This window comes from Mesorhizobium sp. M6A.T.Cr.TU.017.01.1.1 (assembly GCF_004023115.1).
Taxonomy (GTDB): domain Bacteria; phylum Pseudomonadota; class Alphaproteobacteria; order Rhizobiales; family Rhizobiaceae; genus Mesorhizobium; species Mesorhizobium mediterraneum.
The window spans coordinates 1-14,220 of sequence record NZ_RZTA01000073.1 but is presented as its reverse complement, the minus strand read 5'-3'; the positions used below and the strand labels follow the sequence as shown (position 1 = coordinate 14,220).

Genomic DNA, 14,220 nt, shown 5'->3' with positions numbered 1-14,220 from the left:
ATGGGTTATGAGTGGCCGGAATACTGATAGTTGCCCGACAGGTAAACTCAGCGCTCTTCCGGGTAAGATGAAAAGTTAACGGATTGGGAAGCGAAGCACTTCGGCCACCTTCCCAATCCGGCTGCCTAAAAGCTTTCAGCTAGTCTACGACTATCAACTCTCGTGCGACGTCGGCTAGCCGCTCGCCACCCTTTTCGGTAACAACAAACGACTCCGAGATTGCGGCTCCGAAGGCAGGAGGCCTCACTCCTGATTGGAAATGGAAGCACATGCCAGCCTGGAGCACGGTCTTTTCGCCGGCGCGAATGCTCACAGTACGCTCGCCCCAGTCTGGCGGAAAATTCATGCCGATTGAGTAGCCGGAACGGCCTTTTTTGACGTACCCGTGGCGGTTCAGAACGCTCAGCCAAACGGTGTTCAGTTCGTCGACGATTACACCCGGCTTTGCCATTTCAAGAACAGCGTCGCCACCTTCAATAATGGCATTGGCGAGGTGCTGGGCCTCCTTAGGTGGCTTTCCCATATAGACCGTACGCGTCAGAGGCGCGTGATAGTGGCGCCTGGCCGCTCCAATCTCCAGGAGAACCAGCCCCGACTTTGGCAGGGGCTTGTCCGACCATGTGAGGTGTGGAGCGTTCGTCTTCTCGTCAACCTGTATCAATGGACAGAGGCTTGTATAATCACCGTACTTCCCATCAACGCCTCTTGTCTGATCAGCATAAATCTGAGCGACGATTTCGTATTCAGGAACTCCTGGTTTCAGATTATTGATCGCCTGGCGCATGGTGTGGCTGACAATCCGACCCGCTTCCCTCATGTAGACAAGTTCGGCGTCGGATTTGACCAGTCGGGCCCAATTAACGAGGCCGCGGCTGTCAGAGAACTTTGCATTTGGAAGGCCGTTGACAAGGTGCTGATGCGCCCGCGCTGTATAAAAATGCGCATCGAGCTCGACCCCTATGCGATCGGATCCCCAACCGCGGGATTTTATGATTTCGCTGACTTCGTCGTAGGGATGCAGTTCCACGTGATGGAGCCGGTCATCGGAGAAGTTGATGATATCCTCAGCAGCCAGGTTCGTCGTTGCACGAGCGCCGTTTACGTCAACCAGCCGTCCGATCCACACCGGCGAGTCCGACTTCAGATGCAATAGAACCACTTGAGGCGTGTAGAAGGACCAGGCGTCATAGCCGGTCAGCCAGCACATATTTGCGGGGTCTTGGCAGATTAGCAGGTCGAATCCTGCTTCCTCCATCCGTCTCTTCACGTCTTGGATACGGCGTCCATACTCCGCCGGCTGAAAGGGTTTCTCAAAGTCCATTTGTAATCGTCCTCTAAACCTAGGTTGGCTGACCGGACAAAGCATTCCCGCCCAATCCGTGCTGGTCCAAACCTAGCATGCTTCAGAGGCCTGCTTCGCGCGGACCTCTTCGTCCAATCGCAGAAAACCTGCGTTATTTGGGCTCCGTGCGCAGCTTCACCTCCCCTTGGGAAAGGGGCTCGGCGCATGTCCGCAGGGCTGCGGCCTTTTGAAATAGCCGGACAACGGTGGAAATGTGACCTGCCGCTTGATCCACGGAAGAGCGACGCCGAGGGCGGGGCTCTTCTGGAGAACGCTGCAGTACAGGCAAGCTGGCGTCATCCAGACCAGATGGACCACCTGGGACGGACCACGGCCGTGCAAATATCCTGCCCGAAGGCCGTCGTGAAACCGCCTAGGCAAAGCGGCGTTGCGCATGGCCCCTTGTAGGGCATTGGCGGCGGAGACAATCCCCGATTTTAGCATCCCAATACCGAGCTACTACGCCACCCCATGCCACAGCCCGCTTGGCATGACAGGTAGCGGTGACGTGCTGACCCACAACGACGTGGTTTCATTCATTCACTGTCCAATCTGCTAAAGACGCCCCGCAACTTGGCTTTCGCAAGACGCGGGCCGCGACATCATTTGTCCGAAACGCCGCCGAAAGTCGCGCTAATTTGCAAGCTTCGTCGTCTTGGACACGATGCGACCAAGCGGCTCCTTTTACCCGGTCCTCAAATTGACCGGCATGTTGCTCTATGCGGCCTTCGTCCGATCGGCCATTACGCCGGCCACGACCTCGCCGAACGAAGCCGGCGTCGGCACGATGATGACGCCGGCTTCCTTGAGGATCTCGACCTTCTCTTGAGCCGACTCGCCGAAGGCGGAGATGATTGCACCGGCATGGCCCATGCGGCGGCCCTTCGGCGCGGAAAGGCCGGCGATGTAGGCGATCAAGGGCTTCCGCATATTGTCGCGCCCCCAGAGCGCGGCTTCGGCTTCCTGTGGGCCGCCGATCTCGCCGATCATCACCACGGCGTCGGTATCGTCGTCCTGCTCGAACAGTTCCAGGATGTCCTTGAAGGACGAGCCGTTGATCGGGTCGCCGCCGATGCCGACGCTGGTCGACACGCCGATGCCCAGCGCCTTCATCTGCGAGGCCGCCTCGTAGCCCAGCGTTCCGGAGCGGCCGACGATGCCGACGCGGCCGGGAAGATAGATGCTGCCGGGCATGATGCCCATCAGCGCCTGGCCGGGCGTGATGATGCCGGCGCAATTGGGCCCGATCAGCCGCATGCGATCCTCGAAGCGGTAGCGCCGCATGTATCGCTTCACCCGCATCATGTCCTGAGAAGGAATGCCGTCGGTGATGCAAACGCAGAACTTGATGCCGGCGTCCGCCGCCTCCATGATCGAGTCGGCTGCGAAGGGCGGCGGCACGAAGACGATGCTCGCATCGGCTCCGGTTTCGCGCACCGCGCCCTTGACGGTGTTGAACACCGGCAGGCCAAGATGTGTCTGGCCGCCCTTGCCGGGTGTAACGCCGCCGACCACATTAGTGCCGTAACGCTTCATGTCTTCAGCGTGAAAACTGCCGATCTTGCCGGTAAATCCCTGCACGATTGCGCGGGTGTCCCGGTTGAGCAGAATTGCCATCTTTCGTCCCCTCAGCCTGTTTTTTTCATTGTGGCCGCGCGCCAGGCGGCGACGGCCTTTTCGGCGGCTTCGGCAAGCGTTTCGGCGACGATCACCGACTCGCCGGAATCGGCCAGGATGCGGCGCCCTTCCTCGACCTTGGTGCCTGCCAACCGCACCACCAACGGCACGTTGACGCCGACTTCGCGGATTGCCTTGACAACGCCCTCGGCGACCCAGTCGCAGCGGTTGATGCCGGCGAAGATGTTGACCAGGATGGTCTTGACATTCTTGTCCCCAAGGACGGCGCGGAACGATTTCGCCACCCGCTCGGGCGAGGCGCCGCCGCCGATGTCGAGGAAGTTGGCCGGTTCGCCGCCGGCGATCTTGATCATGTCCATTGTCGCCATGGCGAGACCGGCGCCATTGATGATGCAGCCGATATTGCCGTCGAGGCCGACATAGGACAGGCCACGGTCGCTGGCAAAGGTTTCGCGCGGATCCTCCTGCGACTTGTCGCGCAGTTCGGAAATTTGGGGACGACGAAACAGCGCGTTCTCATCGAACGACATCTTGGCGTCCAGTGCCATCAGATTACCGTCACGCGTGACGACCAGCGGATTGATCTCTAGCATCGAGGCGTCGTAGTCGCGAAACACGCGGTAGCAACCAAGCAGGGTTTCGGTCGCCTTGCCAATTAGGTTGTTTTCGAGACCAAGCCCGAAGGCGATCTCGCGCGCCTGATAGTGCTGCATTCCCGCGCCAGGGTCGACTGTCGCGCGAATGATTGAATCTGGCTGCTTTTCGGCGATCTCTTCGATCTCCATGCCGCCGGACGCAGACGCGACGATCATCACCCGCTCGGCTTTACGGTCGAGAACAAAGGCGAGATAGATTTCCTGGCCAATGTCGACGGTCTCTTCGACATAGAGCCGCGACACCAACTTGCCGCGCGGCCCCGTCTGATGCGTCACCAGCTTCCTGCCCAGCATCGCCTCGGCCGCATCGGACACTTCCTGGTCGGACGAGCAGATGCGGATGCCGCCGGCCTTGCCGCGCGCACCGGAATGGATCTGCGCCTTGACCACCCATTTGCCGCCGCCGATCTCGCTGGCACGGTATGTTGCCTGCTCCGGACTGTAGGCCAGCCCGCCGCGCGGCACATGCACGCCATGACGGGCAAGCAGTTCCTTGGCCTGGTATTCGTGGATGTCCATCATGTCCTCCCGGTATTTTACTGCGCCGCCATATGCGCCTGGCCGGCGCGCTCGATCGCCTCGTTAACCGCCAATACGTTCCTGGCCATGCGCTCCGACGCGGCGTCGATCATCTTGCCGTCGAGGGCTGCCGCTCCCTTGCCCTGCGCCTCGGCCTCTTTCAGCACTTCGAGGATGCGCCTGGCGCGGCTGACCTCTTTTTCCGGTGGCGAGAAGACGTCGTTGGCGAGCGCGATCTGCGAGGGATGGATCGCCCATTTGCCTTCGATGCCAAGTGCTGCGGCGCGCCTTGCGGCTCCCTTGTAGCCTTCGGGATCGGAGAAATCGCCGAACGGTCCGTCAATGGCGCGCAGGCCGTAGGCGCGGCAGGCGACCGTCATGCGCGACAAAGCGAAATGCCACTGGTCACCGGGATAATCGGGGTTGAGGCCGCCGATGTTGACGGTGCGCGCCTTGTTGCTGGCGGCATAGTCGGCAACGCCGAAATGCATGGCTTCCAGCCGGCCCGGCGTGGCGGCGATCGCCTCGACATTGGCCATGCCGAGCGCGGTCTCGATCAGCGCTTCTAGACCGACACGGGTCTTGAAACCTTTAGCCATCTCGATCTGGTTGACCATGGCCTCGACCATGTAGAGATCCGCTGGAACGCCCACCTTCGGCACCAGGATGGTGTCCAGGCGGTCGCCGGCCTGTTCCATGACGTCGACCACGTCGCGATACATGTAATGGGTATCGAGGCCGTTGATGCGCACCGAGACGGTCTTGCCCTTGGCGCGCCAGTCGATGTCGTTGAGCGCCTGGATGATGTTTTTGCGGGCGCGTTCCTTGTCAGGCGGGGCGACCGCATCCTCGATGTCGAGGAATACGAAGTCGGCGGCGCTGTTCGCCGCCTTGTCGATCATCTCCGGACTGGAGCCGGGAACAGCCAACTCGCTGCGCTGCAGCCTCAGTTTCTTCAGGTGGTTGATCGTGTGGCTCATCGTGGGCTCCCCAGCATCGGGCTGTTGCTTTTCCAAGTCCTTTTGTGTTCTTCACAGGCTAGCACGCCTTGGACGCTGGGGTTGTGCTGCCCAGCCGGTGACGCCGCACAAGATCTGCATATTTGCGGCCGCTCGCGCAGCAAATCCTCTTCCCTGGTTCTTTCGTCGCCTGGGAAGCGGTTGCCACCCATTGGGAGCGCAGCAGAAATATCTTCGGCAAGAAGATTTTCGATTTAGTGTGATTTTTGGGATTTGCCCCAATCTGTTTTCACAAACCGCAGTGGCGATCTAAGCACAAGATCTCCCCACCAGGTCACCGATCCTACAATCACACTTCCCCACCTTTCGAAGCCCATTACAATCCTAAGGTATACTGCGAAGCCGAAGTGTCAGCCCCGCAAAAGGTCCGCTTAGCGTGGCCGACTGCAACTTACCGTTCGCCGCCCCTCGAGGCTGAGTGTGATCGTGGATGGCCACAGGTGACAATGTCATCTTTCCTTGCTGAACCTTGCCCATAGCCGACAGAGATCAAACGGCGAAAAACCTCAGTCGCATGGCCTTATTCGCAGGAGAACGCCTTGGTGGCCCTCGATCGCGCTGCCAATCGCCGCAGTTGCACGGCTATTTTGCCGGAAATGAACGGTCGATTGTGAGGTTAGTAATGAAAGGCACAGCAACTGCCGCGTTAAAGGAGCTCAAAAGGCAGGACCTCCTACAAAAGTGCGCCTATGTGAATGGAGCTTGGCTCTCCAAGGCTGAGACGATCTTGGTGGTTGACCCGGCTACTGGCCAGGACTTGGCTCACGTGGCTGCCTGTGAGGTGTCTGATGTAGATGACGCGGTCAGCTTCGCGAGGACTGCGTTTGAACATTGGCGCAATGTTCTTCCTTGGGAACGGGGCGCATGTCTGCGGAGATGGGCCGCCGGTATTCGCGAGAATGCGGAAGACCTTTCCACCATCATGACCGCTGAACAAGGCAAACCATTAACCGAGGCGCACGGTGAAATTTTATATGCCGCCAGCTTTCTTGACTGGTTTGCGGCAGAGGGTGAGCGAGCATATGGCGAGACCATTCCGAGCCATCTTGCGGGCAGCCGGCTCTCCGTGCAGATGCAGCCGGTCGGAGTGACGGTCGCTATCACGCCTTGGAACTTTCCGTCGGCGATGATCACCAGGAAAGCAGGAGCCGCTTTGGCTGCGGGCTGCACGATGATTGTGAAGCCAGCCCCGGAAACGCCCTTGTCCGCTCTGGCGCTTGCCCGCCTTGCCGAGGAGGCAGGAATCCCGGCTGGCGTGTTTCAGGTGATCACGGGAGAGGCTGCCCCACTCGCAAAACGGCTATTGGATCATAGAGATGTGCGGGCATTCTCCTTCACGGGCTCGACGGAGGTCGGTCGGATCCTGCTCGAGCAGTCGGCAAAAACCGTGAAGAAGGCTTCGCTTGAGCTCGGCGGCAATGCTCCTTTTATCATTTTCGATGATGCCCCCATGGAAACAGCCGTAGCTGGATGCATAGCAGCCAAATTTGCCACATCCGGTCAGGACTGCCTGGCAGCCAATAGGATCTATGTTCAGCGAGGCAACTATGAGCGCTTCGTGGAAGAATTCGCGAAGGCCACCGGTAAACTGAAAGTCGGGCACGGATTCGAACCCGGCGTCGATATTGGCCCAATGACCAGACCATCCGTCGCCGAAAAGTGCAGACGGCAGGTGTCCGAAGCTCTTTGTTCCGGGGCTCGCATCGTTGTTGGTGGAGAGGATAGTCTTCTCGGGGGCAACTTCGTTACCCCGACTGTTCTCGCCGATGTCACGGACGACATGCTGGTGGCGAAGGAAGAGACCTTTGGGCCGGTGGCGGCAGTCCTTCCGTTCGATGAGGAGGCGGAAGTGCTTGCACGAGCCAACAACTCGGAAATGGGCCTTGCGGCTTACGTTTACACAAGAGATCTGAATCGCGCCATGCGGCTAACCGATCAGTTGGAATACGGCATGGTCGCCGTTAACACCCCGAAATTCACCGGCGCTCCCATACCCTTTGGCGGATGGAAACAATCCGGGCTCGGCCGCGAGGGCTCAAGGCATGGTCTCGCCGAATATCTGGAAGCCAAATACGTGTGCATCGGTAATACGGCAAACTGAAGGGACAGACGCATGAGTATCAACATCAAGGACATCAGCGAGAAGGATAGAAATGCTGTCCTGCATCCTTTCACACAGCTCAAGGATTTTGCCACCGGCAAGCTCGGCGAGCCGACCATCGTTGAGACAGGCAAAGGCATTCGCATTCAAGATGCGCATGGCAACCAGCTGATCGACGGATTCGCCGGCCTTTATTGCGTCAATGTCGGTTACGGCCGCACCGAGGTCGCCGAAGCGATTTCCCGCCAGGCTTTCCGTCTGGCCTACTATCATTCCTACGCCGCCCACACGACCGACGAGCTCGCAATCCTTTCCGATCGCCTCGTGAAGATGGCGCCGGGCAAGATGAGCAAGGTGTTCTACGGGATGTCCGGCTCGGACGCCAACGAGACGCAGGCCAAGCTCGTCTGGTATTATAATAATCTCCGCGGTAAGCCGACCAAGAAGAAGATCATCTCGCGTGAACGCGGCTATCACGGCTGCAGCGTCGTGTCCGGCTCGATGACCGGCATGAGCTTTTATCACGACCACATGGACCTGCCGCTTCCGCAGATTGTTCACACCGGTGTTCCGCATCATTACTGGGGTGCAACCCCGGGCGAGACCGAACTGGAATTTTCAGCGCGGCGCGGCGAGGAACTTGATCAGCTGATCGAGCGGCTGGGGCCAGACAACGTGGGGGGCTTCATCGGCGAGCCGGTGCTCGGCACCGGCGGCATCACGCCTCCGCCGGAAGGCTACTGGCAAGCAATCCAGGCCGTGCTCAAGAAGCACGACGTGCTGCTCATTGCTGATGAAGTTATAACCGGCTTTGGCCGTACTGGCTCCATGTTCGGCTCGCAGCACTACGGCATCGAGCCAGACCTCATCACGATCGCAAAAGGTCTAACTTCGGCCTATTTCCCGCTTTCCGCGGCAATTGTCGGTGAAAAAGTCTACAAGGTCCTGGAGGACGGGGCGGACAAGGTCGGGGCATTCTCGCACGGATATACATATTCAGGCCATCCGATCGGGGCTGCCGCGGCCAACGCGGTCCTCGACATCGTCGAGAAAGAAGACCTTCCCGGCAATGCCCGTGACGTCGGCGCGTTCTTCCAGGCGCAGCTGCAGGAGAAGTTCGCGCAGTTGCCGATCGTCGGCGAAGTGCGCGGCGTCGGTCTAATGGCTGCAATCGAATTCGTTGCCGATCGCGGCAAGAAGAAACGTTTCGATCCGTCGCTGAAGGTCGGTGCACGCATTTCGAAGGCAGCACGCGACCGCGGCCTGATCGTCCGCGCCATGCCGCATGGTGACATCCTCGGCTTCGCTCCGCCTTTGGTGACAACCAAGTCTGAAGTGGAAGAGATCATTGGCATCGCTGAGAGTGCAGTGCGTTTCGTTATGGATGAGCTCACGAGAGAGGGGGCTTAGCGTCTGAGGCGGGCGACAGCCGAACCTGCGGCGCCAGACGCCCTGATGTTTGCCTTAGGCAGGTTCAGCCTCCTGAGCGGTTCACCGGTGGCGACGCTAGCGAAGATCAATGGACACTTACCGGGAGAATCCTCGGCACCCGAATGTGGTGGCTCAGCGCCAATCCAAATGCCAAAGCCGGTCGCGCAGTTTTGCACATGGCCGTTTCACGAACGAGAGATCAGGCTAGCAGAAAAGGAACTCCCGGGTGCTAGACTCGCAGTCGACCTGCCGAAATTTTTGCTTTTACCTCCTGCCTGCCTTTTCGCTCCAGGCGTTCTCGTCGGCAGTAGAGGCGCTAAGGCTCGCCAACGAAGTGTTGGGGCGGGACGTGTATAGCTGGCAGGTCGTTTCGGACGACGGGGGGCCTGTGGTCTCAAGTTGCGGGTTGTTGGTATGCGCTGCATCGTCGTTGTCGTTCGAACGTGAAAGAACTCGTCGATCAATCTCAGCACCGACCGTCGTCGTCGTCGGCGGCCGTAATGCTCCTAGCTCGCACAAACAGCTTGAAGCCTGGTTACGAGAGTGCAGAAACCACCGCAGTTGTCTCGTAGGCATAAGTAGCGGAACGATTGCGCTTGCTCGTGCCGGTGTTGCAGAAGGGCGGCGTTGCGCGGTTCACTGGGAACAGTTTCCTATATTCTCTGAGCGCTTTCTGGGTGTGTCAGCCACTCAAACCGCCTTTGAGCGGGATGGAGACCTGTACACCTGCGCCGGGGGAGACGCTCCCTTCGACATGTTTCTAGATTTGGTTGACCGTCACCATGGGACGATAGTGGTCAATCGTATTTGTGAAAAAGCTATCGCGTGTAGGACCCGTTCAGCCGGTGACCGCCAACGATTGCCGCTCCATTCACGAGTGCAACTAAACCATCGGGCGGTCATCAAGATAATCGAGGAGATGGAGGCCAACCTCACGGAGCCATTGCTGTTAGACGAACTTGTACGATCAGCCGGCCTTTCCCGACGTCAAATCGAGCGGCTGTTTAGGCGGGAACTGGGATGTTCTCCAAGCCGTTATTATTTGGATCTTCGTCTGGAACGGGCGCATCTGCTGCTCATCAGTTCCCGCCTGCCGGTCGTTGAGATAGCGATGGCTTGCGGCTTTATCTCCGCATCGCATTTCTCAAAAGCGTACCGCGATGCTTACGGGTGCGCGCCGCATCAATCACGACTGCCAGTGCACCAACGAAAAAAAGCGCGCTCGAGCGCGCCGGAAGAAAATAGAATCAGGAAAATCGATCAGAGGCTAAGTTACGAAAGGGTGCCTAACTGCCACTAGCAGAGTTATTCTGTGAAGATCAGTTATGACGCTGGTGTTGGTGATGGGCTCACGTCGATGAGCTCTTGTCGATTGTAAGGTTCGAAACCGGGCTCGAGCGCGATAGAAGAGGATTTTCTCAACATGATACCATTATCATTCCACCCCGACGAATACCGCAGCAGGCTTTCCGCTATCCGCGCGGAAATGGTGCGCCGCAACCTCGATCTTCTGATCGTCAACGATGTCGCCAACCAACATTACATCACCGGCTATGACGGCTGGTCGTTTTACACGCCGCAAATGGTCCTGGTCCGGCTCGCCGACGAGGAGCCGGTCTGGATCGGTCGCGCCATGGATGCCGTCGGCGGGTTGCTGACAGCTTGGATGAAGCCCGAGAACATCGTCGGCTTTCCCGAAGATCATGTCCAGCGCACCGACCGTCATCCGATGGACTGGATTGCCGCCTGGATCGACAGGAAGGGCTGGGGGCGCGGCAATATCGGCATCGAGCTTGAAGCCTACTACTATTCCCCCAAGGCGCATGCGCGGCTGACCGCTGGGCTGCCCAACGCAATCTTTCACGATGCTGACCTTCTGGTGAACTGGATCCGCAGCGTCAAATCGGAGGCCGAGATCGGCTACCTACGCAAAGCCTCGCGTCTTGCCGAGGCGGCGGTCACCGCGGCTTATGAGGTGATAGCGCCAGGCGTTCGCGAGTGCGACGCCATCGCCAAAATCCAGGCCGCTCAGGTAGCTGGATCGCCGGATTTCGCCGGCGACATCACCGCCTTGCCGCCGACCATACTGGGCGGCGAAAATGCATCGGCGCCACATATCATGTGGAGCGATCGTCGCTTTGGCCACAACGAAACCGTCGCGCTCGAGCTGGCCGGCGTCGTTCGTCGCTATGCCGCCGGTCTGGCGCGGACGCTTCAGCTGGGCGCCATGCCAGCCAAGGTCGGCGACACCGGCAAGGCCGTGCTCGAAGGCATGGAGGCCGTGCTTTCGACCATCAGGCCTGGCGTCTTGGCGGAGGACATCGAGGCGAGCTGGCGCAAGGTCATCCAGAGCTACGGCCTGAAGAAGGAATCCCGCATTGGCTATTCGATCGGCGCGGCCTATCCGCCAGACTGGGGCGAGCACACGATTAGCCTGCGCCAAGGGGATAAGACAATCCTGAAGCCAGGCAATGTCCTTCATTCAATCCTCGGCATGTGGATGGACGGCTGGGGGATCGAAGTGAGCGAAACCATCCTCGTAACCGCTGACGGCTGCGAAACTCTGACCAGCTTCCCGCGAGAGATCCATGTCAAACACTGAACGGCAATGATGGATCCCGCGCTGGAACGCGGATGATCGAACGGCGCCAACTCCATCGCAATTCGGCAACCGTCGAGCAAAGAGAGCGATGCGCCGGCCTTCGAAATCAGTGTTCGAAGAAGCCGGTTCAGCGGCATGAGGCAGAGGCCCGCTTCGGTATTGCCGTCGAAGCCGTCGCGGCTGCCGGTACCGGCCTTTTGGCGTACGTTCAGCTTCTTGCAGCGTGCCCGCGCGCGAACGACCGGCGTAGCGGCGGGTTCGATCAACTTGGGAAGGGCGACGCCCAGGTTTCTGGCAACCGACGCTAGACGTTTGATCCAGGTTTTGATGCGGCTTGTCCTCCGAATCCGGGATGCGCTATGGGCCGGGTTCTTCATGGGAGCGCCACGACGACAGCGGTGTTCCGTCGAGCGATACATCATGAAAGAGCCTGAAGCGCTATCAAGCTCACCCATCACCGACAAGAATGACTCTGCATCGGGTCCCGGCATAACCCCCTCAAGTATGCGGCGTCTGCTCGGGCTCGGCTTTGGCGTCGCCACGCGAAATTGGCGCGGAGCCTGTCCACCTTTGGAAGCTTAGCCCCTCACGGCGCAGGAATTGCCAAACAGTGTCATGTGAGACTTTCACACCGTGTGCCTCAAGCTCTGCTTTCAACTGATGCAGTGTCAAATGCGGCGCCTTGTCAATTCGCTCCTGGATGAAATCCCGGTGAGGTTCCAGAACGCGCTTTCGGTGGCCACCCATCTTGCGAGGCTCGATAGAACCGCTCCTTCGGTAGCGCTGCGACCATTTAGCGGCGGAAGAAACTGCAATCCCAAAACGAGCCGCGACCGACCGGCAGCTCTCGCCAGCTTCAATCGCAAATACGATCCGCTCGCGCAGGCTCTTGGAGAGGGGTGCTGTCATTCAAGCTTCAGTCCTAGTTAGTCTTGATAATGCGAACCTAGGCAAGAATTGAACACCGGTACGTTCACTGCTCTGAGGTTCTATGTCAAATTCAGTTTACCGATCGGATTCATCTTACGACAAGATGGTCTCGCTATCGGATGCACTTAGAACGTCAGACCCTTAAGGCGTCTCCGCCGTAGCAAGCTCCGAAGTGGGGGCATGCAGAGATAAATTTTTGCCCAGCAAGAAAATGGGCGGAGTGGACAGCAGCGGTCCTTTCGCGACGGATGTCGCGCAAAGCGCTAGTTGCCAGACTGACTGGCCATCGCCCAGCAACACTTCGGGCAACGAGAGGAACGGCGCCTCGATCCACCAAAGCCTCTAGAGGCCAATACTTCACTGACCGGTTGGGACGGGGCTTAAAAGTAAAGTCGGAACGCTCCATGGCCGTAGTCCCTCAGCGGGTCAAGGCCATGGAATTGGGGACGAAGACTCAATGCGGATCTTTCAAACCGCTTCCTTGACGGCAGAAAGGAACTGCTTTGTGCGGTCGCGCTGTGGGCTGGTGAACAATGTCTGCGGGGGCGCCTGCTCCTCTATCGAGCCGCCATAAAAGAAGCACACGCGGTCAGAGATGTCGCGAGCAAAACCCATCTGATGGGTGACCATGATCATGGTTAGATTGTGCTCGGCGACTAGCTTTCGAATGACATGTGTCACCTCGCCGATGACTTCGGGGTCGAGGGCGGAAGTGACTTCGTCGAAAAGCATCACCTTTGGCCGCATCGCCAACGCGCGGGCTATGGCGACGCGCTGTTGTTGTCCCCCTGATAGACGGGAAGGATGCTGGTCGCGCTTGTCGATCATACCCACCATTTTCAGGAGCTCTTCGGATCGCTCAAGCGCCTCTTTCCTCGAAAGCCCCAGTACCTGGACTGGGCCTTCCATGCAGTTCTGGATCGCGGTCATATGCGGAAACAGGTTGAAGTGCTGGAAACACATCCCGATCGAGGAGCGAATCTTCCGCTGGTATCGCTCGTCTGCCGGCACAAGGACCCCATCGCGGGGCATGTGTGTCAGCGGCTTGCCGTCGACGTATATCACGCCGCCATTGATAGCTTCGAGTGTCATAAGGGCTCGCAACACCGTGGTCTTCCCGGACCCTGAGGGTCCTATAATGGTAACCATCTCTCCTTCGGCCACGTCAAAATCGAGGTGGCTGATGACGTTGAGCCTTCCGTAGCTCTTGCTGACGTTCATGAACCGGACCATGGGGCGGTCATGCTCCGGCAGTTCAAGGGGATAGTCGGTATTGCTCATTTTACAGTCCTAGTCTCAGCCGCAGCCGTCGTTCGAACATCCTGACGAGTCCGGCCGTCGGAAGCGAGATCAAGAGGAAAATCAGGCCAACCAATGTAAAAGGTTCCAGATACCTGTAGTTCTCGGACCCTAACGCGTTGGCCGTGTGCATTAGCTCCATGACACCAATTACCGACAGCATGGGCGTGTCCTTGAGGATGCCCACTAGGTAGTTGCCGAGGCCTGGCACCGCAGGCGCAAGCGCCTGCGGGATGATGATGCGTACATAGGTGACGCGGGGGGACATGTTCAGCGCACGGCACACCTCCCATTGCCCGGGAGCCACGGAATTGAGCCCTGCGCGGTAAACCTCTGAGAGATAGGCCGAATAGTGCAGACCGATCGCAAAAATGCCGGATATCCAGGGCGACAGGAAAATCCCGAACTGGGGTCCGACGTAGAAAACAAAGAAAATCTGCAGGACCAAGGGCGTGGACCGGATGAATTCAATCAGCTCCCTGACGACAAATGTCAGTGCGGGCCACTTTGTGCGTTGTGCAAGAGCGAGCAGCAGGCCACCGACCAGAGCAATTGCATACCCGACCCCGGCCGCAATCAACGTGTTGAGGGTAGCCCACAACAACTGTGGCAGGATCTCCCACGTAAAGTCCCAGCGCCAGTTGAATGTCATGCCCTTCCAAGCCTCCGGGCAACCAAGCGTT

General features: G+C 58.7%; 11 protein-coding genes and 1 pseudogene. 5 read left to right on the top strand and 7 right to left on the bottom strand.

What is annotated here, in order from left to right:
- Positions 1–139: 139 nt before the first annotated feature.
- From EOB36_RS21715 to EOB36_RS21700, 4 genes are all read right to left on the bottom strand, one after another.
- Positions 140–1,321 carry a Xaa-Pro peptidase family protein gene (locus EOB36_RS21715; RefSeq protein ID WP_128285657.1) on the bottom strand — a complete coding sequence of 394 codons (1,182 nt, stop codon included), beginning with the start codon at positions 1,319–1,321 and terminating at the stop codon, positions 140–142.
- A gap of 738 nt (positions 1,322–2,059) precedes the next feature.
- Complete coding sequence (gene sucD, locus EOB36_RS21710; RefSeq protein ID WP_128285656.1) at positions 2,060–2,959, bottom strand: succinate--CoA ligase subunit alpha; 900 nt, start codon at positions 2,957–2,959, stop codon at positions 2,060–2,062.
- An 11-nt stretch (positions 2,960–2,970) separates the two neighbouring features.
- Complete coding sequence (locus EOB36_RS21705; RefSeq protein ID WP_128285655.1) at positions 2,971–4,155, bottom strand: malate--CoA ligase subunit beta; 1,185 nt, start codon at positions 4,153–4,155, stop codon at positions 2,971–2,973.
- A 17-nt stretch (positions 4,156–4,172) separates the two neighbouring features.
- Positions 4,173–5,135: a CoA ester lyase gene (locus tag EOB36_RS21700; RefSeq protein WP_128285654.1), complete on the bottom strand. Its 963-nt coding sequence runs from the start codon at positions 5,133–5,135 to the stop codon at positions 4,173–4,175.
- 661 nt (positions 5,136–5,796) lie between these two features.
- Between EOB36_RS21700 and EOB36_RS21695 the strand changes: the two genes are divergently transcribed.
- The 5 genes from EOB36_RS21695 (at position 5,797) to EOB36_RS21675 (ending at position 11,616) form a co-directional block, all read left to right on the top strand.
- Positions 5,797–7,275 carry an NAD-dependent succinate-semialdehyde dehydrogenase gene (locus EOB36_RS21695; RefSeq protein ID WP_128285653.1) on the top strand — a complete coding sequence of 493 codons (1,479 nt, stop codon included), beginning with the start codon at positions 5,797–5,799 and terminating at the stop codon, positions 7,273–7,275.
- 12 nt (positions 7,276–7,287) lie between these two features.
- Complete coding sequence (locus tag EOB36_RS21690; RefSeq protein WP_126057683.1) at positions 7,288–8,685, top strand: aspartate aminotransferase family protein; 1,398 nt, start codon at positions 7,288–7,290, stop codon at positions 8,683–8,685.
- A gap of 247 nt (positions 8,686–8,932) precedes the next feature.
- The gene (locus EOB36_RS21685) at positions 8,933–10,006 is read left to right on the top strand and encodes a GlxA family transcriptional regulator (protein WP_128285652.1); all 1,074 of its coding nucleotides are present in this window, start codon (positions 8,933–8,935) and stop codon (positions 10,004–10,006) included.
- Positions 10,007–10,129: 123 nt separating this feature from the next.
- Complete coding sequence (locus EOB36_RS21680; RefSeq protein WP_128285651.1) at positions 10,130–11,308, top strand: M24 family metallopeptidase; 1,179 nt, start codon at positions 10,130–10,132, stop codon at positions 11,306–11,308.
- Between the two features lie 32 nt (positions 11,309–11,340).
- Positions 11,341–11,616, top strand: coding sequence for a hypothetical protein (locus EOB36_RS21675; RefSeq protein ID WP_128285650.1), 276 nt, complete (start codon positions 11,341–11,343; stop codon positions 11,614–11,616).
- A 259-nt stretch (positions 11,617–11,875) separates the two neighbouring features.
- Here EOB36_RS21675 and EOB36_RS21670 read toward each other — a convergent pair.
- The 3 genes and pseudogenes from EOB36_RS21670 to ehuD all read right to left on the bottom strand — a co-directional run.
- Positions 11,876–12,217, bottom strand: a pseudogene (locus EOB36_RS21670) (transposase); the annotation flags it as partial.
- 489 nt (positions 12,218–12,706) lie between these two features.
- A complete protein-coding gene (gene ehuA, locus EOB36_RS21665) occupies positions 12,707–13,519 on the bottom strand; it encodes an ectoine/hydroxyectoine ABC transporter ATP-binding protein EhuA (RefSeq protein ID WP_128285649.1) in 813 nt (270 codons plus the stop codon).
- Position 13,520: 1 nt separating this feature from the next.
- A partial coding sequence (ehuD, locus tag EOB36_RS21660) for an ectoine/hydroxyectoine ABC transporter permease subunit EhuD (RefSeq protein ID WP_348631812.1) occupies positions 13,521–14,220 on the bottom strand: 700 nt, incomplete at its 5' end.